The organism is Streptomyces sp. NBC_01214, from assembly GCF_026340975.1.
Classification (GTDB): Bacteria; Actinomycetota; Actinomycetes; order Streptomycetales; family Streptomycetaceae; genus Streptomyces.
Genome location: NZ_JAPEOS010000001.1, coordinates 2,893,160 through 2,917,247, shown reverse-complemented (window position 1 = coordinate 2,917,247; position 24,088 = coordinate 2,893,160). Strand labels below are relative to the sequence as shown.

20 protein-coding genes and 1 pseudogene are annotated in these 24,088 nt (G+C 70.9%); 4 read left to right on the top strand and 17 right to left on the bottom strand.

Annotation, left to right across the window (positions count from 1 at the left end; genetic code table 11):
* Positions 1-2 precede the first annotated feature (2 nt).
* The 3 genes from alaS to OG594_RS13940 are packed head-to-tail and all read right to left on the bottom strand — an operon-like array spanning position 3 to position 3,471.
* Complete coding sequence (alaS, locus tag OG594_RS13950) at positions 3-2,672, bottom strand: alanine--tRNA ligase (RefSeq protein WP_266598645.1); 2,670 nt, start codon at positions 2,670-2,672, stop codon at positions 3-5.
* On the bottom strand, positions 2,672-3,019 hold the full coding sequence (locus OG594_RS13945) for a DUF6167 family protein (protein ID WP_266598643.1): 348 nt from the start codon (positions 3,017-3,019) through the stop codon (positions 2,672-2,674). Before OG594_RS13945 ends, alaS begins: the two co-directional genes overlap by 1 nt.
* 8 nt (positions 3,020-3,027) lie before the next feature.
* Positions 3,028-3,471, bottom strand: a complete 444-nt coding sequence (locus OG594_RS13940) for a DUF948 domain-containing protein (RefSeq protein WP_266598641.1) — start codon at positions 3,469-3,471, stop codon at positions 3,028-3,030.
* A gap of 17 nt (positions 3,472-3,488) precedes the next feature.
* Between OG594_RS13940 and OG594_RS13935 the strand changes: the two are divergent.
* A pseudogene (locus tag OG594_RS13935) lies at positions 3,489-5,794 on the top strand (AAA family ATPase).
* Between the two features lie 78 nt (positions 5,795-5,872).
* Here OG594_RS13935 and rpsD read toward each other — a convergent pair.
* A complete protein-coding gene (gene rpsD / locus OG594_RS13930) occupies positions 5,873-6,484 on the bottom strand; it encodes a 30S ribosomal protein S4 (protein ID WP_008740451.1) in 612 nt (203 codons plus the stop codon).
* A gap of 55 nt (positions 6,485-6,539) precedes the next feature.
* On the opposite strand from rpsD, the gene OG594_RS13925 reads away from it, so the two are divergent.
* A complete protein-coding gene (locus OG594_RS13925; RefSeq protein ID WP_266598639.1) occupies positions 6,540-7,448 on the top strand; it encodes a DUF2470 domain-containing protein in 909 nt (302 codons plus the stop codon).
* On the opposite strand, the gene OG594_RS13920 is transcribed toward OG594_RS13925, so the two are convergent.
* From OG594_RS13920 to OG594_RS13900, 5 genes are all read right to left on the bottom strand, one after another.
* Complete coding sequence (locus tag OG594_RS13920) at positions 7,442-7,624, bottom strand: hypothetical protein (protein WP_266598637.1); 183 nt, start codon at positions 7,622-7,624, stop codon at positions 7,442-7,444. The genes OG594_RS13925 and OG594_RS13920 overlap by 7 nt on opposite strands.
* 475 nt (positions 7,625-8,099) lie before the next feature.
* On the bottom strand, positions 8,100-9,455 hold the full coding sequence (locus OG594_RS13915) for a replication-associated recombination protein A (RefSeq protein WP_266598635.1): 1,356 nt from the start codon (positions 9,453-9,455) through the stop codon (positions 8,100-8,102).
* Between the two features lie 92 nt (positions 9,456-9,547).
* Positions 9,548-10,180 (bottom strand): vitamin K epoxide reductase family protein, encoded by a 633-nt coding sequence (locus OG594_RS13910; RefSeq protein WP_266598633.1) that lies wholly within the window; start codon positions 10,178-10,180, stop codon positions 9,548-9,550.
* Between the two features lie 123 nt (positions 10,181-10,303).
* The gene (gene hisS / locus OG594_RS13905; RefSeq protein ID WP_266598631.1) at positions 10,304-11,563 is read right to left on the bottom strand and encodes a histidine--tRNA ligase; all 1,260 of its coding nucleotides are present in this window, start codon (positions 11,561-11,563) and stop codon (positions 10,304-10,306) included.
* Between the two features lie 10 nt (positions 11,564-11,573).
* The gene (locus tag OG594_RS13900) at positions 11,574-12,284 is read right to left on the bottom strand and encodes an MBL fold metallo-hydrolase (protein WP_266598629.1); all 711 of its coding nucleotides are present in this window, start codon (positions 12,282-12,284) and stop codon (positions 11,574-11,576) included.
* 162 nt (positions 12,285-12,446) lie between these two features.
* Between OG594_RS13900 and OG594_RS13895 the strand changes: the two genes are divergently transcribed.
* Complete coding sequence (locus OG594_RS13895) at positions 12,447-13,238, top strand: peptidylprolyl isomerase (protein ID WP_266598627.1); 792 nt, start codon at positions 12,447-12,449, stop codon at positions 13,236-13,238.
* A gap of 190 nt (positions 13,239-13,428) precedes the next feature.
* A complete protein-coding gene (locus OG594_RS13890; RefSeq protein ID WP_266598625.1) occupies positions 13,429-14,658 on the top strand; it encodes a DUF349 domain-containing protein in 1,230 nt (409 codons plus the stop codon).
* Between the two features lie 125 nt (positions 14,659-14,783).
* Here the strand turns inward: OG594_RS13890 and OG594_RS13885 are convergent, their stop codons facing one another.
* The 8 genes from OG594_RS13885 to ruvC form a co-directional block, all read right to left on the bottom strand.
* A complete protein-coding gene (locus tag OG594_RS13885; protein WP_266598623.1) occupies positions 14,784-17,213 on the bottom strand; it encodes a bifunctional (p)ppGpp synthetase/guanosine-3',5'-bis(diphosphate) 3'-pyrophosphohydrolase in 2,430 nt (809 codons plus the stop codon).
* Between the two features lie 251 nt (positions 17,214-17,464).
* The gene (locus OG594_RS13880) at positions 17,465-18,019 is read right to left on the bottom strand and encodes an adenine phosphoribosyltransferase (RefSeq protein WP_266598622.1); all 555 of its coding nucleotides are present in this window, start codon (positions 18,017-18,019) and stop codon (positions 17,465-17,467) included.
* A complete protein-coding gene (gene secF / locus OG594_RS13875; RefSeq protein ID WP_266598620.1) occupies positions 18,016-19,071 on the bottom strand; it encodes a protein translocase subunit SecF in 1,056 nt (351 codons plus the stop codon). The genes OG594_RS13880 and secF overlap by 4 nt, the downstream gene beginning before the upstream one ends.
* 3 nt (positions 19,072-19,074) lie before the next feature.
* Entirely contained in the window at positions 19,075-20,865 is a 1,791-nt protein-coding gene (gene secD, locus OG594_RS13870) for a protein translocase subunit SecD (protein ID WP_266598618.1), read from the bottom strand.
* Positions 20,866-21,018: 153 nt separating this feature from the next.
* Entirely contained in the window at positions 21,019-21,495 is a 477-nt protein-coding gene (yajC, locus tag OG594_RS13865; RefSeq protein ID WP_266598616.1) for a preprotein translocase subunit YajC, read from the bottom strand.
* 165 nt (positions 21,496-21,660) lie between these two features.
* On the bottom strand, positions 21,661-22,734 hold the full coding sequence (gene ruvB, locus OG594_RS13860) for a Holliday junction branch migration DNA helicase RuvB (protein ID WP_266598614.1): 1,074 nt from the start codon (positions 22,732-22,734) through the stop codon (positions 21,661-21,663).
* Positions 22,735-22,887: 153 nt separating this feature from the next.
* Entirely contained in the window at positions 22,888-23,520 is a 633-nt protein-coding gene (gene ruvA / locus OG594_RS13855) for a Holliday junction branch migration protein RuvA (RefSeq protein WP_266598612.1), read from the bottom strand.
* On the bottom strand, positions 23,517-24,047 hold the full coding sequence (ruvC, locus tag OG594_RS13850; RefSeq protein ID WP_266602891.1) for a crossover junction endodeoxyribonuclease RuvC: 531 nt from the start codon (positions 24,045-24,047) through the stop codon (positions 23,517-23,519). The genes ruvA and ruvC overlap by 4 nt, the downstream gene beginning before the upstream one ends.
* Positions 24,048-24,088 lie beyond the last annotated feature (41 nt).

Here is a 24,088-nt window from a genome sequence, read left to right as displayed (position 1 = left end):
CGTCAGACCGTCTCTACGACGAGGCGCTCGACGGCGCTGATGGCCTCCGGCACGGCGGCCGGGTTCTGGCCGCCGCCCTGGGCGACGTCCGGCTTGCCGCCACCGCCGCCACCGAGGGTCTTGGCGGCCGTACGGACCAGGTCGCCCGCCTTGAGGCCGCGCTCGCGGGCGGCCTCGTTGGTGGCGATGACGGTCAGCGGGCGGTCGTTCGCCACGGTGAACAGGGCCACGACGGCCGGACGGTCGCCCTGGATGCGGCCCCGGACGTCGAGGACCAGCTTGCGCAGGTCGTCGGCGCCGATGCCGTCCGCCACCTGGCCGACGACGAGGGCGACGCCCTTGATGTCCTGGGCGTTCTGGGCGAGCCCGGCAGCGGCCTGGAGGACCTTCTCCGCGCGGAACTTCTCGATCTCCTTCTCGGCGTCCTTCAGCTTGCCGAGCATGGAGGCGATCTTCTCCGGCAACTCCTCCGGACGGCCCTTGACCAGCTCCTGGAGCTGGGCGACGACCGTGTGCTCCTTGGCGAGGAAGTTGTACGCGTCCACGCCAACGAGGGCCTCGACGCGGCGCACGCCGGAGCCGATGGAAGACTCGCCGAGCAGCTTCACCAGACCCAGCTGGGCGGTGTTGCCGACGTGCGTGCCGCCGCACAGCTCCTTGGAGAAGTCGCCGATCGTCACGACGCGGACCCGCTCGCCGTACTTCTCGCCGAACTCAGCGATGGCGCCCTGCTTCTTCGCCTCGTCGATGCTCATGATCTCGGCGGTCACTTCGAGCTCGCGCGAGAGCACGTCGTTGATCTTCTGCTCGACGTCGGTGAGGACCGAGCCGGGAACGGCGTTCGGGGAGCCGAAGTCGAAGCGGAAGCGGCCGGGGCTGTTCTCCGAACCGGCCTGGGCGGCGGTCGGGCCGAGGGCGTCGCGCAGCGCCTGGTGGGTCAGGTGCGTGGCCGAGTGGGCGCGGGCGATGGCGCGGCGGCGCCTGACGTCGATGGCGGCGTACGCGGAGGCGCCCACCGTCACCTCGCCGACCTGGACGGATCCCTTGTGCACGGAGACGCCCGGGACCGGCTGCTGGACGTCGCGGATCTCGATGACGGCGCCGGTGTCGAGCTTGATGCGGCCCTGGTCGGCGAGCTGGCCGCCGCCCTCGGCGTAGAAGGGGGTGCGGTCGAGGACGACCTCGACCTCGTCGCCCTCGGAGGCGGCGGGCGCGGAAACGCCGTTGACCAGCAGGCCGACGATGGTCGACTCGCCCTGGGTGGTGGCGTAGCCGGTGAACTCGGTGGCGCCGGAGCCGTCGGCGATCTCCCGGTAGGCGGACATGTCCGCGTGGCCGGTCTTCTTGGCCTTGGCGTCGGCCTTGGCCCGGTCGCGCTGCTCCTGCATCAGGCGGCGGAAGCCGGGCTCGTCCACGGTCAGGCCCTGCTCGGCGGCCATCTCGAGGGTGAGGTCGATCGGGAAGCCCCAGGTGTCGTGGAGCAGGAACGCCTTGTCGCCGGAGAGGACCGTGCCGCCGGTGGCCTTGGTCTCGGTCACGGCGGTGTCGAGGATGTTGGTGCCGCCCTTGACAGCCTTGAGGAAGGCGGCCTCTTCGGCGAGCGCGACGGTCTCGATGCGCTTGCGGTCGGTGACGAGCTCCGGGTACTGCTGGCCCATCGTGTTGATCACGACGTCGACCAGGTCCTGGACGACGGGGCCGGTGGCGCCCATCAGGCGCATGTTGCGGATGGCGCGGCGCATGATGCGGCGCAGCACGTAGCCGCGGCCCTCGTTGCCGGGGGTGACGCCGTCGCCGATGAGCATGACGGAGGTGCGGATGTGGTCGGCGACCACGCGCATCGACACGTCGGTGCCCTGGGCGGCGCCGTAGCGCACGCCGGTCAGCTCGGTGGCCTTGTCCATGACCACGCGCAGGGTGTCGGTCTCGTACATGTTCTGCACGCCCTGCAGGATCATCGCGAGGCGTTCGAGGCCGAGGCCCGTGTCGATGTTCTTCGACGGCAGGTCACCGAGGATCGGGAAGTCTTCCTTCCCGTCGCCGGCGCCGCGCTCGTACTGCATGAAGACCAGGTTCCAGATCTCCACGTAGCGCTCGTCGTTGACGGCCGGGCCGCCCTCGACGCCGAACTCGGGGCCGCGGTCGTAGTTGATCTCGGAGCACGGGCCGCAGGGACCCGGGACGCCCATGGACCAGAAGTTGTCCTTCTTGCCCAGGCGCTGGATGCGCTCGGCGGGGACGCCGATCTTCTCGCGCCAGATCTGCTCGGCCTCGTCGTCGTCGAGGTAGACGGTGATCCAGAGCTTCTCCGGCTCCAGGCCGTAGCCGCCGTCCGCCACGGAGCTGGTGAGCAGCTCCCAGGCGTACTTGATGGCGCCTTCCTTGAAGTAGTCCCCGAAGGAGAAGTTGCCGCACATCTGGAAGAACGTGCCGTGCCGGGTGGTCTTGCCGACCTCTTCGATGTCCGGCGTACGGACGCACTTCTGCACGCTGGTGGCCCGCGGGGCCGGCGGCTTGGTCTCGCCGAGGAAGTACGGCTTGAACGGGACCATGCCCGCGTTGACCAGCAGCAGAGTCGGGTCGTCCGCGATGAGCGACGCCGAAGGGACAACGGCGTGACCGCGCTCCTCGAAGAAGCTCAGCCAGCGGCGGCGAATCTCAGCCGACTCCATCAGTGGTCCTCATTCCGGTCGTACGAAAACTTAGGTCGGTAGGTGGTCGTCTTGCTGTTCTCGATGGCCCGCAGCCGCCGCGGCCCGGGGAGGGCCGTGACGTTGTCGAGCCGGTCGGGGTCCTGGTGGAGCCCCAGCGCATCGTTCAGCTCGTCCTCGCGCTGCGTCATTCCCGCTTTGACGTCGAGGGCGAAGTCCTTGAGGCGGTGTCCCGCCTCCACGGCCTTGTCGGCCGCCTGGGCGGCGAGACTCTCCGGCGTCAGCTTCTTCAGCTGGCGGTTGACCTTGGTGGTGGCCCACACGCCGGCGGCTGCGCCTGCGGTGAACCAGAAGGCTCGGCGGAACATCGGCGGTCTCAGCCCTTCTGCTTCCGGCGCCGGGCGGCCGGCACCGTACGTCCAACGATCACGGTTCGTCGGGATGCTTTCGGCGGCGTGCCGCCCGACGTCGCGGCATCCCCCTTGCCCAGCGCCTTGCGGACGCCGTAGCCGAAGGCCGCGACCTTCACCAGCGGCCCGCCGAAGGCGGTGGCCACGGTGGAGGACAGCGCCGAGGCGTTGGAGGTGACCTCCTGCACGTCGCTCGCGATGGCGTCGACCCGGTCGAGCTGGGTGCGCGCGGAGCGGACGGTGGTGGAGGCGTCGGCGAGCAGCGGAACGGCCTGGTCGGTCACGTCGGCCACCAGCTTGGTGGTCGCCTTGAGCACCTGGGCCAGCCTCACCAGGGCCACGGCGAGGAAGGAGATCAGGATGGCCCAGAAGACGGCCACGATGATCCCGGCCACCTCTACACCGGACACGTCACACCGCTCTCTGTCTGTACCTGAACCGCAGGACTATTCGCCCTCCGACCCTATCGCGCCGGAGATCCTCGGCCGTACCGGAAATCCGTGGGGACCGGCCCCGCCTTGAACGCAGCGCGTCCGGACCAGTACCCTCCGTGTCCCATGGGACAGACACCCCTTCGAAGTACTGCCGGGGGCAATCTTCCCTCGGAGCTCGGCCGGTTCATCGGGCGGGGTGGCGAACTCGCCGAGGTGGGGCGGCTCCTGGAGTGCTCGCGGCTCGTGACGGTGACCGGCGTGGGCGGGGTGGGCAAGTCCCGGCTCGTGCGCGCGGCGGCCCGGGCCGCCGCCGAGGGATCGCAGGAACGCTACTGCGACGGCGTCTGGCTGGCCGAGCTCGCCACCGTACGGGATCCCGCGCTGCTGGAGCTGGCCCTCGCCGAGGCCCTGGAGCTCACCGACCACACCACCCGGCCGCCTCGGACGGTCCTGGCCGAGCACCTGGCCGGGCGCCGGCTGCTGCTGGTGCTGGACGACTTCGAGCAGCTGGTCGACGAGTGCGCCGAGCTGGTACGGGAGCTGCTGCGGCGCTGTCCCGGCCTGCGCGTCCTCGCGGCCGGCCGGCGTCCGCTGGCCCTGGACGGGGAGTCGGTCTTCCCGCTGGCCCCGCCGGCCGCCGAGGAGGCGCTGGCCCTGCTGACGGCGCGGGCGTCCGCGGCCGACCCTGCCTTCGCGGTGACCGCGGAGAACCGGGGCGCGCTGGTCGAGCTGTGCGCCCGACTCAACGGGATCCCGCTGGCGCTGGAGCTGGCGGCGGGCCGACTGCGAACGTTGTCCCCCGCGCAGGTGCTGGCCCGGCTGGAGGACCGCTTCGCGCTGTTGACGGGCGGTGCGCGCGGCGGGCTCGCCCGGCACCGGGCGCTGCGGACGACGATCGGCTGGAGCCACGAGCTGTGCACGCCCGCGGAGCGGCTGCTGTGGGCGCGCCTGTCGGTGTTCGCGGGGCAGTTCGACCTCGAGGCCGTCGAATACGTGTGCGCGGGTCCGGACCTGCCGGTGGAGGACGTGCTGGACCTGGTCGGGGAGCTCCTCGCCCAGTCCCTGCTGGTCCGGGAGGAGACGCCCGCCGGGGTGCGTTTGCGCATGTTGGAGACCGTACGGACGTACGGGGCGGGGTGGCTGGAGTCGCTGGGCGACGCCGGACGCCTGCGGGCGGCGCCACCGGGACTGGTACGTGGGGCTGGCGACGTGGTGCGAGCTGGACTGGTTCAGTCCGCGCCAGCAGGAGGTGGCCGCGCTGGTGGAGGCGGAGCTGCCGAACATCCGGCTCGCCCTGGAGTGCTGCCTGGACGAGCCGGACGAGCTGCACCTGGGCCAGTACCTGGCGGGGACCCTGTGGTTCTACTGAGCGGGCTGCGGGCGCCTGACCGAGGGGCGGCACTGGCTGGACCGGACCCTGGAGCCGGCGGACCGGGCGGTGGAGTACGAGACCTCGCGGCTGAAGGCCCTGTGGGTGCTGGGCTACGTCGCGGCCCTGCAGGGGGACGCGGCGGCCTCGATGAGCACCCTGTACGAGTGCCGGGACGGGGCGGCGCAGAGCGGGAACCCGGTCGCGGCGGCCTACGCGGTGCACCGGATGGGCTGCCTGGCGCTGGTATCGGACGACATGGCGCGGGCCCGGGAGCTGCTGGGCTCGGCGCTGGAGCAGTACCGAGCCGCCGGCGAGCTGAACAGCAACGTGCTGATGTGCCAGTTGGAGCTGGGGATGGCGATGGCCTTCCTCGGTGACCTGCCGGGCGCGCTCGCGCTGTGCGGGGAGGTCCGGGAGATCTGCGAGGAGCGCGGGGAGCGCTGGACGAAGGCGTACGCCCTGTACGTGCTCGCGTACGCGGCCCTGGACGCGGGGCGCGCCCAGGAAGCGCGGCGGCTGCTGACCGAGTGCGTGGCCATCAACCACGTCTTCCACGATCTGGTCGGGCTGGTGCTCGCGCTGGAGCTGCTCGCACTGGTCACGGTCACGGAGGGGCACGCTGCCGAGGCCGCGGTGCTCCAGGGCGCGGCGGAGCCGATGTGGGGCGGGGTGGGGCTACAGCTGTTCGGCTCGGGGTACTTCAACGCCCCCCGGCTGATGTGCCGGGAGCGGGCGGGCGAGCTGCTGGGCGCCGAGCGCTACGCGGCGTACGAGGCCGAGGGCCGGGAGCTGAGCCGTGAGGCGCTGGTCGGGCGGGCGCTGCGCGATCCGGAGGAGCACGGCGCCGGCGGGGTGCCGCGGCAGGCGGGGCGGCCGCGCGGCTCCCGCGTGTCGACGGGTGCGGCGGCGGAGCAGCTGCAGCCCTGACGCCGGGCACGGAAACGGAAAACCCGCCGCCCCATGGAGGGGACGGCGGGCTGACCAGTCGGTGAGACTAGGCCTGCATCAGCGGGCGTAGTACTCGACGACGAGCTGCTCGTCGCAGATGACCGGGATTTCCTTGCGGTTCGGGTCGCGGTCCAGGCGGAAGGCCAGGGCCTTCAGGTTGACCTGCAGGTAGCGCGGGGTCTCGCCCTCGCCTGCGTAGCCACCCTCACGGGCAACCTGGAACGGAACCTTCTCGCGGCTGCGCTCGCGCACGGTGATGACGTCGTCCGGACGGACGCGGAACGACGGCTTGTCGACCTTGTCGCCGTTGACCTCGATGTGGCCGTGAACGACCATCTGGCGGGCCTGGTAGATGGTGCGGGCGATGCCCGAACGCAGGACCAGGGCGTCGAGGCGACGCTCGAGCTCGACGACCAGCGCCTCGCCCGTCTTGCCTTCGGCCTTCTTGGCGCGGTCGTACGCGCGGGCCATCTGACGCTCAGAGATGTCGTACTGAGCGCGCAGACGCTGCTTCTCCAGCAGACGGACCTTGTAGTCCGAGTTCTGCTTGCGGCCACGGCCGTGCTCGCCCGGCGGGTAGGGGCGGGCCTCGAAGTACTTGACGGCCTTCGGGGTCAGTGCAATGCCGAGGGCACGCGACTTCTTGACCTTGGGTCGCTTCTGGTTCACGGGGAACCTACCTCCATGTAAGTTAGGTGAGGCTTACCTTAGCGAGGAGGACGTAATGTCTCGACCACATGGGATCCCCCTGCCCAGTGCGCAACGCAGTTCGGATTCAGACGAAACAGAATCCGCTTGCGCCGACGATAAGCAAGGTCAGCCGCGTCCCAGGGAAGGCGTTCGGCAGCTCACCGGAGCCGAACGCGTACGAACCCTCGTAGAGTCCAACGCCTCAGTATCCCTCACGCTGATCGGTGCTCGTGACAGTCACGATGCCGAGGAGTTCGGGACAGGGCTGCCGGTCGCACGGACCGTCACCCCGGACGGGGACGTGATTCTCCTTGTTTCCGGGGAATCCGCGGCTGCCAGGGCAGCCGCTCACGCCCAGGACGACGACCTCACCGCCGTGATCGAGATCACGGATGTGGCGCCGGTGTCCGTCCCACATCGTATCCGAGGCCGCGCCTGGCTGGCGGGGTGGCTGACGCCGGTGCGCGGGGACGACCGCGCGGCCTGCGCGGCGCTGCTCGCGGAGCGGCAGCCGGTGGGCGAGCTGCTGGGCATGCGGGAGTCCCTCGACGCCCCCCACACCGGGCGCCCGGCCTGGATGATGCTGCGCCTGGAGGTCGGCGAGATCTCGGTGGACGACCTGTGGGGCGCCGAGCACGTCGACCCGGACGACCTGGCCGCCGCGGAGCCGGACCCGCTGGTCGCGCACGAGTCGGAGCTGCTCCAGCACCTGCACTCCGCCCACGGCGACCGGCTCGGCGAGCTGGGCGGCCTGCTCGGGGCCCGCGAGGCCCGCGGGATGACCGCCGTCCCGCTCTCCCTGGACCGCCTGGGCCTGCGCGTCCGCTTCACGGGCGGCCCGGCCGGCTCCTTCGACGCCCGCTTCGACTTCCCGGAGCCGGTCGCGGACATCTGCGGCCTGCGCCGGGCGATGCACTCCCTGTTCTCGGCCGCTTCCTACTGAGGGCAGGTGGCCAGCAGGTCCTGGAGGGCGAGCTTCTCCGGCGCCGTCACGGACGGGCCGTACTCGTCCTCGATGCCGGTGTAGCGGCGCGCGCACTCGCACCCGTACGCACGCCGGGGCGGCCGCCACGTGGCGGCCGTCTTGCTGCCCTTGTCGCAGTTGGTCCGTTTGTCCACGGCGAGCAGTACGTCGAGATCGTTGGCGTACTCCAGCCGGTGCGGGGCCCGCCGGTGTACGGGTCGTACAGCACACCGGAGAGCACGACGCAGGGGTTCCGGTCCCCCTCGCGGAGCTCCCCCAGGTCCCGGCGCAGGACGTCGTCGCGGGTGTCACAGCCGTTGCGCCCGCCGACGGCGTCGGTCGCGTCGGCCCCGTACCTGCCGAGGTGCTGGCGCTCGTACGTCTCCCCGTTGCGGCCCCGCTGAGCGGCACCCGGGCGACCAGCGCCGCCGCGCTGGCCTGCGCCGTCTCGGCATCGCCGTGACGGCACCCGCTGAGCAGCAGTGCCACCGCGGCGGCGACGAGCGGTGTACGGCGTCCCGTGCGGGGAGCCTAGGCACGGCCCGCCCGGCCGGCCGACACGGCCCTCCAGCCCCGCCGGCGTGTGAGGCGCGGGGGGTCCGGGGCAGCACCCCGCACCGGCGCCGCGGGTCAGGACCCGGCGCCCTTGAGTCGCTCGCGGACCTTCTCGACCACGTCCGCGTAGCGGGCCTCCGCGCCGTACCGCGTCGGCTCGTAGTACCGCTTGCCCTGGATCTCGTCCGGTGCGTACTGCTGGGCCGCGATCGCGCCCGGCACGTCGTGCGGGTACACGTACCCCTGCGCGTGCCCCAGCTTCGCCGCGCCCTTGTAGTGCCCGTCCCTCAGGTGCGGCGGGACCGTTCCCGCGAGCCCCGCCCGTACGTCGGCCAGCGCCGCGCCGATCGCGGTCGTGGCGGTGTTCGACTTGGGGGCCAGCGCCAGCGCGATCGTGGCGTGCGAGAGGGTCAGGGCCGCCTCCGGGAAGCCGATCATCGCCACCGCCTGGGCCGCGGCCACCGCGATCGGCAGGGCCGTGGGGTCCGCCAGGCCGATGTCCTCGCTCGCGGAGATCATCAGGCGGCGGGCGATGAACCGGGGGTCCTCCCCGGCCTCGATCATCCGGGCCAGGTAGTGCAGCGCGGCGTCGACGTCCGAGCCGCGGATCGACTTGATCAGCGCGCTGGCCACGTCGTAGTGCTGGTCGCCGTCCTTGTCGTACCGGACCGCCGCCCGGTCGACCGCTTCCTCCAGCGTCTGGAGGGTGATCTCGTCCTCGCCCTTGGCGATGGCCGACCCGGCGCCCGCCTCCAGCGCCGTCAGTGCCCGCCGGGCGTCGCCGCCGGCGATCCGCAGCAGGTGCGCCTGCGCGTCCGCCGGGAGGGTGACGGACCCGCCCAGGCCCCGCTCCTCGGTGAGCGCGCGCCCCATCAGGGCGCTCAGGTCCTCGTCCGTCAGCGGTGCGAGCGTCAACAGCAGCGAGCGCGACAGGAGCGGGGAGATGATCGAGAAGTACGGGTTCTCGGTGGTGGCCGCGATCAGCGTCACCCAGCGGTTCTCGACGGCGGGGAGCAGCGAGTCCTGCTGCGCCTTGCTGAACCGGTGGATCTCGTCGAGGAAGAGGACGGTCTCCTTGCCGTAGCCGCCGGCCGCGCGCTTGGCGCCCTCGATGACGGCCCGTACCTCTTTGACGCCCGCCGTGATGGCGGAGAGCTCCACGAACCGCTTCTGCGTCGCCTGGCTGACCACGTACGCCAGCGTCGTCTTCCCGATGCCGGGCGGGCCCCAGAGGATCACCGACGAGGCACCGGCCGGGCCGCCGGCCCCTTCCCCGACCAGCCGCCGCAGCGGTGATCCGGGTTTCAGCAGGTGCTGCTGGCCGACGACCTCGTCCAGGGTGCGCGGGCGCATCCGGACGGCGAGCGGGGAGCTCGCGGGGTCCTTCTCCCGGCGGTCTTCGGCAGCGGCGGTGAACAGGTCTGGTTCCACACGGGAAGCCTATGCGAGCCCACCGACAGGGCCGCCCGCGCTCAGGCGGTCGAGGAGCTCAGGCGGTCCAGCGGCTCAGGAGATCCAGGGGCTCAGGAGGTCCAGAAGTCCCACCAGCGGGTCAGGATCAGCATCCCGATGATCCCGACGTGCAGGACGGGCAGGACCCAGGTGAACTCGTCGAGGAAGGACTTGAGCCAGCCCGGGGCGGGCAGCAGCCCCTCGCGGACGTTGTGCGCGGTGACGTACCAGAACATGAAGATCGTGGCGACCCAGGCCAGGCAGCACCACAGGCAGAGCGAGTTGATGTTGTACAGCGACTGGTACATGAGCCAGGCGCAGAAGACGACGCCGAAGAGGGTGCCTGCGTTGAAGGTCAGCCAGTACCAGCGGCGAAACGAGGCACCGGCCAGCATGCTCATGCCGACGCAGATCACGATCCCGTAGGCGACGAGTCCGAGCATCGGGTTCGGGAAGCCGAAGGCCGACGCCTGGTCGCTCGTCATGATGTTGCCGCAGGAGACGATCGGGTTGAGGCTGCAGGCGGGCTTGAAGGTCGGGTCCTCCAGCAGCTTGAACTTGTCGATCGTGATCACCCAGGCGGCGAGCAGGCCCGCGGCTCCGGTGATCACCAGCAGCAGGGCCAGGGCCCGGCTCCCCCCGACGGTCCTGCCCCCGACGGTCGTGCCCCGGGTGGTGTCCGCGCCCGCGCTTCGTGTCGTCATACCGCCCGCTCCACATCTGCCAGGTGATCAAGCACGGGCCATTGTGCCGTACGAGCCTGTGAACGGACGGGGCCGGGGAAAGATCCCCGGCCCCGTCCCGTACGTGCTCCCGTGCCGCTGCCGTCAGGCGAGGCGGGCCCGGACCGTGTCGACCAACTCGTCGACGGGCACGGCCGTCTGCTCGCCGGACTCCATGTCCTTCAGCTGGACGACGCCCTCGGCGAGGTCCCGCTCGCCCACGACGACCGCGAAGCGGGCACCGCTGCGGTTGGCGTCCTTCATGGCGCCCTTGAGGCCCTTGCCGCCGTAGGACATGTCGGCCGCGACGCCCGCCTTGCGCAGCTGCGTCACGAGGCTGAACACGGTCGCCTTGGCCTCGCCCAGCGCCACCGCGAACACCGAGGTCGACGCGGGGACGTCGAGTTCGACGCCCTCGGCCTCCAGGGCCAGGACCGTGCGGTCCACGCCGAGGGCCCAGCCCACCGACGGGAGGGCCGGTCCGCCGATCATCTCGGACAGGCCGTCGTAGCGGCCGCCGCCGCCGACCGCGGACTGCGAGCCCAGGCCGTCGTGGACGAACTCGAAGGTGGTGCGGGTGTAGTAGTCCAGCCCGCGCACCAGCTTCTCGTCGTCCTCGAAGGCGACACCGGCCGCCGTCACCAGGGTCCGGACCTGCTCGTGGTACGCCTTGCACGCGTCACAGAGGTAGTCCCGCAGCACCGGGGCGCCGACGAGCTGCTTCTGCACCTCGGCCCGCTTGTCGTCGAGGACGCGCAGCGGGTTGATCTCGGCCCGGCGCACGGTCTCCGCGTCGAGGTCGAGGCCGCCCAGGAAGGACTGCAGCGCCTCCCGGTACACCGGACGGCACTCCTTGTCGCCCAGCGAGTTCAGCAGGATCCGGAAGTTGCGCAGGCCCAGCGAGCGGTACGCCTGGTCGGCCAGGATGATCAGCTCGGCGTCCAGGGCCGGGTCCTCGGCGCCGATCGCCTCGGCGCCGACCTGCGAGAAGTGGCGGTAGCGGCCCGCCTGCGGCTTCTCGTAGCGGTAGTAGGAGCCCGAGTACCAGAGCTTGACCGGCAGGTTGCCCTTCTTGTGCAGGCTGGCCTCCAGGGCCGCGCGCAGCACGGAGGCCGTGCCCTCGGGGCGCAGGGCGAGCTGGTCACCGCCCTTGGTCTCGAAGGCGTACATCTCCTTGGAGACGATGTCGGTGGACTCGCCGACGCCGCGGGCGAAGAGGCCCACGTCCTCGAAGCCGGGGGTCTCGATGTAGCCGTAGCCGGAGTTGCGCAGGGGCGCCGCGAGGGCCTCGCGCACCGCCAGGTACGTCACGGACACCGGCGGGATCAGGTCGTACGTGCCCTTGGGGGCCTGGAAAGTAGCCACGAAGCTTTCGTCACATTCCTCGTCGTGGAGCGGCGGTGCCGTCTCCGAGCCCGGCGGCGACTTCCCGAAGGTACGGGTTGGTCGCGCGCTCGCGGCCGATGGTGGTCTGGGGACCGTGGCCGGACAGCACCACGGTCGAGTCGTCGAGCGGCAGGCACACGCGGCCCAGCGATTCGAGCATGTCGGCGTGGGAGCCGCCGGGCAGGTCGGTGCGTCCGATGGAGCCGGCGAAGAGCAGGTCGCCCGAGAAGAAGACCGGCGGGACGTCGGCCAGCTCGGGCATCCGGAAGGTCACCGACCCCCTGGTATGGCCCGGCGCGTGCGCCACGGAGAAGTCCATTCCGGCCAATTTCAGGGCGGCTCCGTCGGCCAGTTCGCGGACGTCGTCCGGCTCCCCCACGGTCAGCTCGCCCATGAGCGGCATCCCGATGGAGCGGCCGAGGGCCTTCTCCGGGTCGCTCATCATGTAGCGGTCTTCGGGGTGGATCCAGGCCGGTACGTCGTGTGCTCCGCACACCGGGACCACCGAGGCCACATGATCGATGTGGCCATGGGTCAGCACGACCGCGACGGGCTTGAGCCGATGCTTCTTCAGCGTCTCCTCGACACCCTGGGCGGCTTGGTGGCCCGGGTCGATGATGACGCACTCCTCACCGGCGGCGGGGGCGACCACGTAGCAGTTGGTGCCCCAAGCGCCTGCGGGGAACCCGGCAATCAGCACGTTCGTCCTCAATCGTCGTCCGGCGGGAGGTTCGGGAGGTTGCAGACAGGAATCCTGCTGCTCAGAGCCTACCGGCGCCGCTCATTACACAGCGAACCCATATACGGTACGGCCTAGCCCAGCCCGGACAGCAGTATCAGACACGTACAAGGAGACGACCCGGTGGTCACGAGCGATCAGCGGCGGCGACAGCTCGCCAGGGAGAAGTACGAGCGCCAGCAGAAGCGCCGCGCCGAGGCCCGGAAGAAGGGTCGCCAGCGTGCGGCGGTGATCGGCGCGGCCGTGGCCGTGGTGATCGCGACGCTGGTCGGCCTGATCGTGGGCGGTGTCTTCGACAAGGACAAGAAGGACCAGGCCGCGGACCCGTCCGCGAACCCCTCGGCATCGGCGAGCGAGCCCGCGCCCAAGCAGTCCCCCTCGCCGGAGATGGCGATCGACCAGAAGGCGAAGTACACCTTCGCGCTGAAGACCAGCGCGGGTGACATCAACTTCACGATGGACGCGGCCAAGACCCCGCAGACCGTGAACTCCTTCAAGTCGCTCGCCGACAAGGGCTACTTCGACAACACCAAGTGCCACCGGCTGACGGCCGGCGGGATCTTCGTGCTCCAGTGCGGCGACCCCGAGGGCACCGGCCGCGGCGGCCCGGGCTACAACATCCCGGACGAGAACCTGGACTCGCTGGGCAAGGCCAACGACCAGGGCCAGGTCGTCTACCCGGCCGGCACGGTGGCGATGGCCAACACGGGTCAGCCCGGCTCGGGCGGCAGCCAGTTCTTCCTGGTCTACAAGGACAGCCCGCTGGCGCCGTCGTACACGCCGTTCGGCAAGATCGACGCGGCCGGCCTGAAGGTCCTGGAGGAGATCGCGAAGGCCGGTACGGTCGACGGCGGCCAGGACGGCGCGCCCAAGACCGAGGTGAAGATCGAGAAGGGCACGGTCACGCAGAACTGACCTGATGCGCCGACCCCGGGCCCGGCGGCCCGCCGCCCGTACGCCGATATTCCGTCGTGCGTGATGCGGACAGCCGGCCCGGCGGTCGCCTATGTTGGCGTTGTGCAGGGCGGGCGCTGCCCGCCCCAGGAAACTGTGGACGATGCCCAGGGGGTGAACCCCTCGCAAGGCATCAGGTGGAGGAGGCGCTGTGAGCAGCGACCCGTGGGGCCGAGTCGACGAGACGGGCACCGTGTACGTGCGTACTTCCGATGGCGAGCAGGTCGTCGGATCGTGGCAGGCCGGCACCCCTGAGGAGGCCCTGGCCTATTTCGAGCGCAAGTACGAGGGCCTGGTGGTCGAGATCGGCCTCCTCGAAAAGCGGGTGCGGACCACTGATCTGTCCGCCAAGGACGCCCAGACGGCGATCGACCACCTGCGTACGCAGGTGGACGAGCACCACGCCGTGGGTGACCTGGACGCCCTGCGCGTGCGGCTGGACAAGCTGGTCACGACCGTGGAGTCCCGGCGCGAGGAGCGCAAGGTAGCGAAGGCCAAGCAGACGGACGAGGCCCGTGCGGCCAAGGACGCGCTGGTCGTCGAGGCCGAGCAGCTGGCCCAGAGCGACCAGTGGCGCAGTGCCGGCGAGCGGCTGCGCGCCCTGGTGGACATCTGGAAGGGCCTGCCGCGTCTGGACCGCAAGTCGGACGACGAGCTGTGGCACCGGTTCTCGCACGCGCGTTCCGCCTTCTCCAAGCGCCGCAAGGCGCACTTCGCCTCGCTGGACGCGCAGCGCGAGGATGCCCGCAAGGTCAAGGAGAAGCTGGTCGCGGAGGCCGAGTCGCTGTCGAAGTCGACCGACTGGGGTCCGACGGCGGCCCGCTACCGCGAGCTGATGGCCGACTGGAAGGCGGCGGGCCGGGCGCAGCGCGAGTCCGAGGACGACCTGTGGAACCGGTTCCGCGGTGCGCAGGACGTGTTCTTCGCGGCCCGCAGCGAGGTCTTCGCGGAGCGTGACGCCGAGCAGATCGAGAACCTGAAGCTCAAGGAGGAGCTGGCCGACGAGGCCGAGAAGCTCGTACCGATCACGGACCTGAAGGCGGCCCGTGCCGCGTTCCGCTCCCTCAACGAGCGCTGGGAGGGCATCGGCCACGTGCCGCGGGACGCCCGGCCGAAGGTCGAGGGCCGCATGCACTCGGTCGAGCGGGCGATCCAGGAGGCCGAGGAGGGCGAGTGGCGTCGTACGAACCCGGAGGCGCGGGCCCGTGCGGCCGGTCTGACGGGTCAGCTCCAGGCGGCGGTGGACAAGCTGCGTGAGCAGATCGACGCGGCGCGCGCGGCGGGCAACAACGCCAAGGCCGACAAGCTGTCGCGCGAGCTGGAGGGCCGCCAGGCCCTGCTGGACCAGGCGCTGAAGGGCCTGGAGGAGTTCGGCGGCTGATGGCGCTGACGGCCGCCCTCGGCGCCGGAACCGGCGCCTCGGGTGGTCTTCACGAAAAGGGCGGCCCCGGTACGCGGAATGCGTACCGGGGCCGCCTTTCGTGTGGCGTGCCTACAGTGGCGTGCCTAGGGCCGCCTGGCCGAGGTCACGCGGTAGACGTCGTAGACGCCCTCGACGCCCCGGACGGCCTTCAGGACGTGCCCCAGGTGCTTGGGGTCGCCCATCTCGAAGGTGAACCGGGAGGTGGCCACCCGGTCGCGGGAGGTCTGGACGGCCGCCGAGAGGATGTTGACGTGCTGGTCCGACAGGACCCGGGTGACGTCCGACAGCAGCCGGGACCGGTCCAGCGCCTCGACCTGGATGGCGACCAGGAAGACCGAGGACTGGGTGGGCGCCCACTCGACCTCCAGCATCCGCTCGGGCTGCTGGGAGAGCGAGTCGACGTTGACGCAGTCCGCGCGGTGAACCGATACGCCGCTGCCGCGCGTGACGAACCCGATGATCGGGTCGCCCGGCACCGGGGTGCAGCAGCGGGCCAGCTTGACCCACACGTCCTCGACGCCCTTGACGACGACGCCCGGGTCCGCGTTGGTGCGCCGCTTGCGGCCGCGCGCCGGAGGGATCGATTCCTCGATGTCCTCGTTGGCCGCCTCCTCGCCGCCGAGGGCCGCCACCAGCTTCTGTACGACGCCCTGCGCGGCCACGTGGCCCTCGCCGATCGCCGCGTACAGGGAGGAGATGTCGGGGTAGCGCATCTCGTGCGCGAGGGTGACGAGCGAGTCGCCGGTCAGGATGCGCTGGATCGGCAGGTTCTGCTTGCGCATGGCCCGGGCGATGGCGTCCTTGCCGTGCTCGATGGCCTCGTCGCGGCGCTCCTTGGAGAACCAGGCGCGGATCTTGTTGCGGGCCCGCGGGGACTTGACGAAGCCGAGCCAGTCGCGGGACGGGCCGGCGCCCTCGGCCTTGGAGGTGAAGACCTCGACCAGGTCGCCGTTGTCGAGCGTGGACTCCAGCGGGACGAGCCGGCCGTTGACCCTGGCCCCTATCGTCCGGTGGCCGACCTCGGTGTGGACGGCGTACGCGAAGTCCACGGGGGTGGCTCCGGCGGGCAGCGCGATGACGTCGCCCTTGGGGGTGAAGACGAAGACCTCGTTGCGGGAGAGGTCGAAGCGCAGCGAGTCGAGGAACTCGCCCGGGTCCTCGGTCTCCTTCTGCCAGTCCAGCAGCTGGCGCAGCCAGGCCATGTCGTTGACCGTGTCCTGGCCGGCGCTGCCCTTGGCGGCCTGCGGGACGTCGGTGCGGACCTTGGAGGTGCCCGCGACGGTCTGCTGCTTGTACTTCCAGTGCGCGGCGATGCCGTACTCGGCGCGGCGGTGCATGTCGAAGGTGCGGATCTGGAGCTCGACGGGCTTGCCGCTGGGTCCGATGACCGTCGTGTGGAGCGACTGGTACATGTTGAACTTGGGCATCGCGATGTAGTCCTTGAACCGGCCGGGGACCGGGTTCCATCGCGCGTGCACGGTGCCCAGGGCCGCGTAGCAGTCCCGGACGGTGTCGACGAGGACGCGAATGCCCACCAGGTCGTAGATCTCCGCGAAGTCACGGCCGCGGACGATCATCTTCTGGTAGACGCTGTAGTAGTGCTTCGGGCGGCCCGTCACGGTGGCCTTGATGCGGGCGGCTCTGAGGTCGACCTGCACCTCGTCGGTGACGACGGCGAGGTACTCGTCGCGCTTGGGCGCGCGCTCGGCGACCAGGCGCACGATCTCGTCGTACATCTTCGGGTAGAGGATCGCGAAGGAGAGGTCTTCGAGCTCCCACTTGATCGTGTTCATGCCCAGCCGGTGAGCCAGCGGGGCGTAGATCTCGAGGGTCTCGCGGGCCTTCTTCTCCTGCTTCTCCCGCTTGAGGTAGCGCATGGTGCGCATGTTGTGCAGCCGGTCGGCGAGCTTGATGACCAGGACGCGCGGGTCCTTGGCCATCGCCACGACCATCTTGCGGACGGTCTCCGCCTGGGCGGCCTCGCCGAACTTCACCCGGTCCAGCTTGGTGACGCCGTCGACGAGCAGGGCCACGGCGTCGCCGAAGTCGCGGCGCAGGTCTTCGAGGCCGTACTCGGTGTCCTCGACGGTGTCGTGCAGCAGACCGGCCATCAGGGTGGCCGGGTCCATGCCGAGCTCGGCGAGGATGGTGGTCACCGCGAGCGGATGGGTGATGTACGGGTCGCCGCTCTTGCGCTTCTGGCCGCGGTGCCAGCGTTCGGCCACCTGGTAGGCCTGCTCCAGCTGGCGCAGCGTCGACGTCTCGATCTTCGGGTCGTTGCTGCGGACTATGCGGAGCAACGGCTCCAGAACCGGGTTGTACGGGTTCGAGCGCTGTACGCCGAGCCGGGCGAGACGGGCGCGCACCCGGTTGGAGGACCCGGCGGACTTCGTCGGCGCGGGCTTGACCGGCGGCACCGGCGGGGCCGGCGGGGGCGTGGCGGGGGCCGCCTTGGTCTGCTCGGCCTGCGGGTCGGGCTGCGCGGCGGAGATTGGCTGGACCTCGTCTGGCAAGAGCGCTCCTCACGGGGGTCCCCCCGGACGGAGTCCAGGGGTGGATCCGGTGCCCGTGTCCGGTCCGGACAACCCATGGTAGCGAGGGTTCGGCCCCCTCGTTCCGCGAGGTCCTCCCCGTGCCGGTCCGCTCCCGGGGCTCAAACGCCGGCGGGGCTGACCCATCCCGCCCCGGCGCGGCACACGAAAGCGGCGGGCACCCGGGACGTCCCGGATACCCGCCGCTTCGGCACAACAGGGTCAGACCTGGGTCAGACCACGATCAACGCGTCCAGCGGAGCCCCGCCCAGGGCGGGCGCCAGCTTGGCCCGTCCCGGAAGGAACGAGAGTTCCATCAGGACCGCCACGCCCGCGACCTCCGCACCGGCCCGCCGGATCAGCGAGAGCGAGGCCTCCGCGGTACCGCCGGTGGCCAGCACGTCGTCGATGACCATGACCCGGTCACCGGCCGACAGGTCCTCGGCGTGGACCTCGATCTCCGCAGTGCCGTACTCCAGCTCGTACGACTGCGCGAGCGTCGCGCCCGGCAGCTTTCCGGCCTTGCGCACCGGCACGAAGCCGATGCCGGCCTGCACGGCGACCGGGGCCGCGAGGATGAACCCGCGCGCCTCCAAGCCGACGATCTTCGTCGCGCCGTACCGCCCGGCCAGCTCCACCAGCGCGTCCGTCAGGGCCGCGAACGCCTCGGGGTCCGCCAGCAGCGGGGTGATGTCCTTGAACATCACGCCCGGCTTCGGGTAGTCCGCCACGTCCTTGATCCGGTTGAGGAGCAGCTCCCGGGCGTCCTCGGACAGCGGCGCGGTCAACGCCGCCGCCCCGGCCGGCCCTGCGCCACGACCTGCGGCTCGTCCTCGGACTCGTAGCCCTCGTCCTGGGACTCGCCCTTGGCCGCCGCGGCCGCCCGCTTGGCGAGCACCCGCTTCTTGAGGGCCTTCATCGCCGGCTCGCGCTCCTTGAGGTCCACGACCAGCGGGGTCGCGATGAAGATCGAGGAGTACGCACCGGCCGCGAGGCCGACGAACAGCGACAGCGAGATGTCGTTCAGCATGCCGGCGCCCAGGAAGCCACCGCCGATGAAGAGCAGCGCGGCGACCGGGAGGAGCGCGACGACCGTGGTGTTGATCGAGCGGACCAGGGTGCCGTTGATGCTGCGGTTGGCGATCTCGCTGTACGTCCAGCGGGTCTGCTTGGTGATGTCCTTCGAGCCCTCCTTGAGACCGTCGAAGACGACGACGGTGTCGTAGAGGGAGTAACCGAGGATCGTCAGCAGACCGATGACCGTGCCCGGCGTGACCTCGAAGCCGACGAGCGCGTACACGCCGACGGTGATGGTGAGGTCGTGGATCAGCGCGATCAGCGCCGCGACCGCCATCCGCCACTCGAAGGCGATGGCCAGGTAGATCACCACGAGGACCATGAAGACGCCGAGACCGGTCCAGGCCTTGTTCGCGATCTGCTCGCCCCAGCTGGGACCGACCAGGTCGGCGTTGATGTCGGCCTCGCTGACCTTGAGGTCGGCGGCGAGGGTCTTCTTGACGTCGGTCGCGGCGGCGGTGTCCAGACCGGAGATCTGGATCCGCAGGCCGCCGGTGCCGAGCTGCTGGACGATCGCGTCGTGGCCCGAAGCCTTCTCCGCCACCTCCGTCGCCTTGGCCACGGAAGTGGAGGACTTCGAGGTGGTGAAGACGGCACCACCCTTGAACTCGATGCCCATGTTGAGGCCCTGGACGGCCAGGGCGACGATCGCCGTGATGGTGATCAGGATGGAAACGCCGTACCAGAGAAAGCGCTTGCCGACGAAGTCGTAGCCGACCTCACCGCGGTACAGCTTGGCGCCGAGATCTCCCAGCTTCGACATCTCTCACGCCTCCTTTGCGTCGACGGGGGCGGGGGCGGAACCGGTACGGCGGGACCGGCGCAGCGGAGGCTTGGCGCCCAGCCGCTTCGGGTCCAGCCCGGACCACGGGTGACCGCTGGCGAAGAACTTCGTGCGCGCCACCAGTGTCATGACGGGCTTGGTGAAGAGGAACACCACGACCACGTCGAGCAGGGTCGTAAGACCCAGTGTGAACGCGAAGCCCTGGACCTTGCCCACCGTGACGATGAACAGCACCGCGGCGGCCAGGAACGACACGAAGTCGGAGACCAGGATCGTGCGACGGGCACGCGGCCAGGCGCGCTCGACGGCCGGACGCAGGGTGCGGCCCTCGCGGATCTCGTCCCGGATGCGCTCGAAGTACACGATGAACGAGTCCGCCGTGATGCCGATCGCCACGATCGCACCGCAGACGGCCGGCAGGTTCAGCGCGAAGCCGATGCCCTTCCCGAGCAGCGACATGATCGTGTAGGTCAGGATCGCGGAGACCAGGAGGCTGACGATGGCGATGAACGCCAGGCCCCGGTAGTACACCAGCAGGTAGATCACCACGAGGAGCAGGCCGATGGCGCCGGCGATCAGGCCGGCCTTCAGCTGCTCGCCGCCGAGCGCGGCGGTGACGGTGGTGACGCTGTCCTCGCTGAAGGAGAGCGGCAGGGCGCCGTACGAAAGCATGTTGCCCAGGTCCTGCGCGGACTGCTGGGTGAAGCCGCCCGAGATCTCGGCGTTGCCACCGGTCAGCGCCTGGCTCACGGACGGGTCGGAGATGACCCGCCCGTCGAGCACGATCGCGAACTGGTTCTGCGGCATCTGCTTGGTGGCCAGCTCACCGGTGATCTTGGCGAACTTGTCGGCGCCCTTGTCGGTGAACTGCATGGTGACGATCCACTGGCCGCGCTGGGGGTCGATCTGCCCCTTGGCTTCCTTCACGTCCTGGCCGTTGACCTGGGCCGGGCCGAGGATCCACTTGCCCCAGGCGGTACCGCGCTGGCCGCAGGCGACCATCGGCTCCTCGGGCTTGGCGCCCGCACCGGCGGCGGCGCGCTGCGCCTCGTCGTTGCAGTCCAGCGCCGCGAACTTGGCCTGGAGGGCCGCTGCGGCGGCCTCGTCGCCGGTGGGCGGCGTGGAGGCGGAGGCGGAGGGCGACGGAGCCTTGGTGTCGTCTGCCTTCTTCGACTCGCTCGCCGAGGGCGAGGGAGTGGGCGCGGCCGGGGCCTTGAGGGCCTCGCTGAGCGCGCGGCCCTGGGAAGTGGCGCTGGACGACGGGCTGGCGGAGGGGCTGGTCTTGCCGTCTCCGGCCTTGGGGGCCCCGGAGCCGCTCGCGGAGGGGTTCGGGCTCGGAGTGCCCTCGGGAGCAGCCGGGGAGCCGTCCGCGAAGGCGAGAACCGGGCGGAAGTACAGCTGGGCGGTGGTACCGACCTGCTCGCGCGCCTGCTGCTCGTTCGTCCCCTTGGGGATGTTCACGATGATGTGGTCGCGACCCTGGGTCTGGACCTCGGCCTCGGACACGCCGAGACCGTTGACGCGGCGGTCGATGATGCCGACCGCCGTGTTCATGTTGGTCTCGTTGATGGCGCTCTCTTTGCCGGGCTCGCTCTTGGCCTTGAGCGTGATGCTCGTGCCGCCGGCGAGGTCGATGCCCAGCCTGGGAGTCGTCTGCTTGGAGAGGAACATCCCCGCGGTGAGCGCCACCATCGCGATCAGGATGATCGCCAGGGCGCGCCCCGGCCTCCCCTGAGCCCCCGTGGGCCGCCGGCCCTTCTTCGGTGCTGCCACCTTGTCGTTTCTCCCTGTCCAACCGTCCCGCGCCGGGTCAGCGCGGGGACGGCCACGAAATGTGTGGTGGGGACCCCTGCCCCCCGCAGAAGTGTCACAGACGGGGACCGTGCCGGTCGCCGGTCGGGCGCCTCCACGGTCCCCCGCCGCGCGTTACTTCGCGCCGGCCTCGCCGTCGGACTTGCCGTCCTTGGGCTCGTCGTCGCCCTTGGGCGCGTCCTCGTCCTTCTTGCCCAGGTCGAGCCCCGGAGCCTCGTCCTCGCCCTTGGTGAGGTCCGTCTTCGGGGCCTCGGTCAGCGAGGAGGCGTCGTCCGGAACGACCGACGTGTCGGTCGCCTCGTCGTCGTCGATGCCGTGGACGATGCGGTTGTACTCCGCGTCCTCCAGGACGGCGCCGATGGCGTTCTTCGCGAAGATCGCGTGGACGCCGGGGGCCAGCTCGAGAGTGACCGTGTCGTCACCGATCTCCTTCACCGTGGCGTACATGCCGCCGATGGTGCGGACGCCGGTGCCGGGCGTCATGTGGTCGCGCATCTGCGCGGCTGCCTGCTGCTTCTTCTTCGCGGAGCGGGTCATCAGGAACATCGCCCCGATGAGCACGATGAACGGGAGGAGTGTCACGAGATTCACGGGACGGAGATCCTTCGCACGACCGCACGCGGACGGCGGCCTTTTCTACGGGGGTGGGCACACCGACCCGAAGGGTCGGCATCGGCGGAGTCTAGGCGAGTCCGCACCGATGGAACAACGCCCAGCATGGCACCGCAGTTCCTGAGGGGTCGAACCTCCGCGCCGTCAGGCCCCGAACAAGCCCTGTTGTCCGCTTGATCCACTCCCGCCGTGCTGCGGCGGGACGAGTCCCAGGTGAGCCCATGCGGCGGGCGTCGCCACGCGGCCCCGGGGGGTGCGCGCGAGCAGCCCCTCGCGGACCAGGAAGGGTTCCGCGACCTCCTCCACGGTCTCCCGCTCCTCGCCGACGGCCACGGCGAGGGTGGACAGGCCCACGGGTCCGCCGCCGAAGAGCTTGAGCAGGGCTTCGAGAACGGCGCGATCCAGTCGGTCGAGGCCGCGCCCGTCCACCTCGTACACCTGGAGGGCGGTACCGGCCACCTCGCGGTTGATCACGCCGTCCGCCCGGACCTGGGCGTAGTCGCGGACGCGGCGCAGCAGCCGGTTGGCGATGCGCGGGGTGCCGCGGGAGCGACCGGCGATCTCGGCGGCGCCGGCGGTGTCGATCTCCACGTCGAGGAGGCGGGCGGAGCGGTGGATGACGCGTTCCAGCTCCTCGGGGGCGTAGAACTCCATGTGCCCGGTGAAGCCGAAGCGGTCCCGCAGCGGCGGGGGCAGCAGGCCGGCCCGGGTGGTGGCGCCGACCAGGGTGAACGGCGGCAGCTCCAGCGGGATCGCGGTGGCGCCGGGCCCCTTGCCGACGATCACGTCGACGCGGAAGTCCTCCATGGCCATGTAGAGCATTTCCTCGGCGGGCCGGGACATGCGGTGGATCTCGTCGAGGAAGAGGACCTCGCCCTCCTGGAGGGAGGAGAGGATCGCCGCCAGGTCGCCCGCGTGCTGGATGGCGGGGCCGGAGGTGATGCGGATGGGCGCGCCCATCTCGGCCGCGATGATCATGGACAGGGTGGTCTTGCCGAGGCCGGGCGCGCCGGAGAGCAGGACGTGGTCGGCGGTGGCTCCGCGCTGGAGGGCCGCCTTGAGGACGAGGTCCAGCTGCTGGCGGACCTTCTCCTGGCCGACGAACTCGCCGAGGTCCTTGGGGCGCAGCGCCGCTTCGACGGCGGTGTCCTCGCCGTCGGCCGAGGCCGCGACGAGTCGCTCGCTCTCGTCTGCGTTGGTCTCGTCGTCCCAGTTCACGCTGTCAGTCTGCCTTCTCGGTTCGTACGGTGGTCGGTCGCCTGCGGGCCGGTCCCTGCGGGGCTTTCCCCCACCCCGCCCTTTCGCCGTTTCCCGGGCGCTGCCCGGACCCGCTCCTCGATCGCCGGAGGGGCTGAACGCGGCGGCGCGCGGCTAGCGGGCCCGGTTCAGGGACTGGAGGGCCGCCCGCAGGAGCTGCGGAACGGGGGCCGAACCGCCGGCGGCGATGGCGGCCTCGGCCTGCGGCGTCACCGCCGCGACCGCGTCCTCCGCGTCGCGCGAGGCGTAGCCGAGGCCGATCAGGGCGGCGGAGAGCTGCTCGGTCCAGGGGGCGGGCCCGGAGGCCGCGGCGCGCTGCGCGCCCACGAGGCCGCTGCTGCCCAGCGGAGCCCCCAGCTTGCCCTTCAGTTCGAGGAGTAGCTTCTGGGCGCCCTTCTTGCCGATGCCCGGCACCGCCACGAGCGCCTTCTCGTCGCCGGTGGAGACGGCCAGGCGCAGCGCGTCGGGGCTGTGTACGCCGAGCATCGCCTGGGCGAGCCTCGGTCCGACCCCGCTGGCGGTCTGCAGGATCTCGAAGACCTGGCGCTCGTCGTCGTCGGCGAAGCCGTACAGGGTGAGCGAGTCCTCGCGGACGACGAGGGAGGTGGCCAGTCGGGCCTGCTCCCCGATGCGCAGGCCGGAGATGGTGGTGGGGGTGCACTGCACGGCCATGCCCACTCCCCCGACCTCGATCACGGCAAGGGTGGGTGCGAGTGCGGCGACCGGGCCGCTGACGAAGGCGATCATCGGGTACGGCCTTTCGAGGCGTGCAGGGCGACCGCCTGCTGGAGGCGGTTGTGGGCGGGGGCCCGCCAGATGTGGCAGATGGCGAGGGCGAGGGCGTCGGCGGCGTCCGCCGGTTTGGGTGGTGCGTCCAGCCTCAGTAGCCGGGTGACCATCGCGCCGACCTGGGCCTTGTCGGCGCGGCCGGTGCCGGTGACGGCGGCCTTAACCTCGCTGGGGGTGTGCAGGGCGACCGGTATTCCGCGGCGGGCGGCGCACAGCATCGCGACGGCGCTCGCCTGGGCGGTGCCCATCACGGTGCTGACGTTGTGCTGGCTGAACACCCGCTCCACGGCGACCACTTCGGGCCGGTGCGCATCGAGCCATTGCTCGATGCCCTGCTCGATGGCGACGAGCCGGTGGCCCAACTCGGCGTCCGCGGGCGTCCGTACGACTCCCACGCCGAGCATGGTCAGCGGCCGTCCGGCCACGCCCTCGACGACGCCGACACCGCACCGCGTCAGTCCCGGGTCAACACCCAGCACTCGCACCACCGCCACCTCCTCCTTCGCGCAGGTGTGCAGGCTACCGG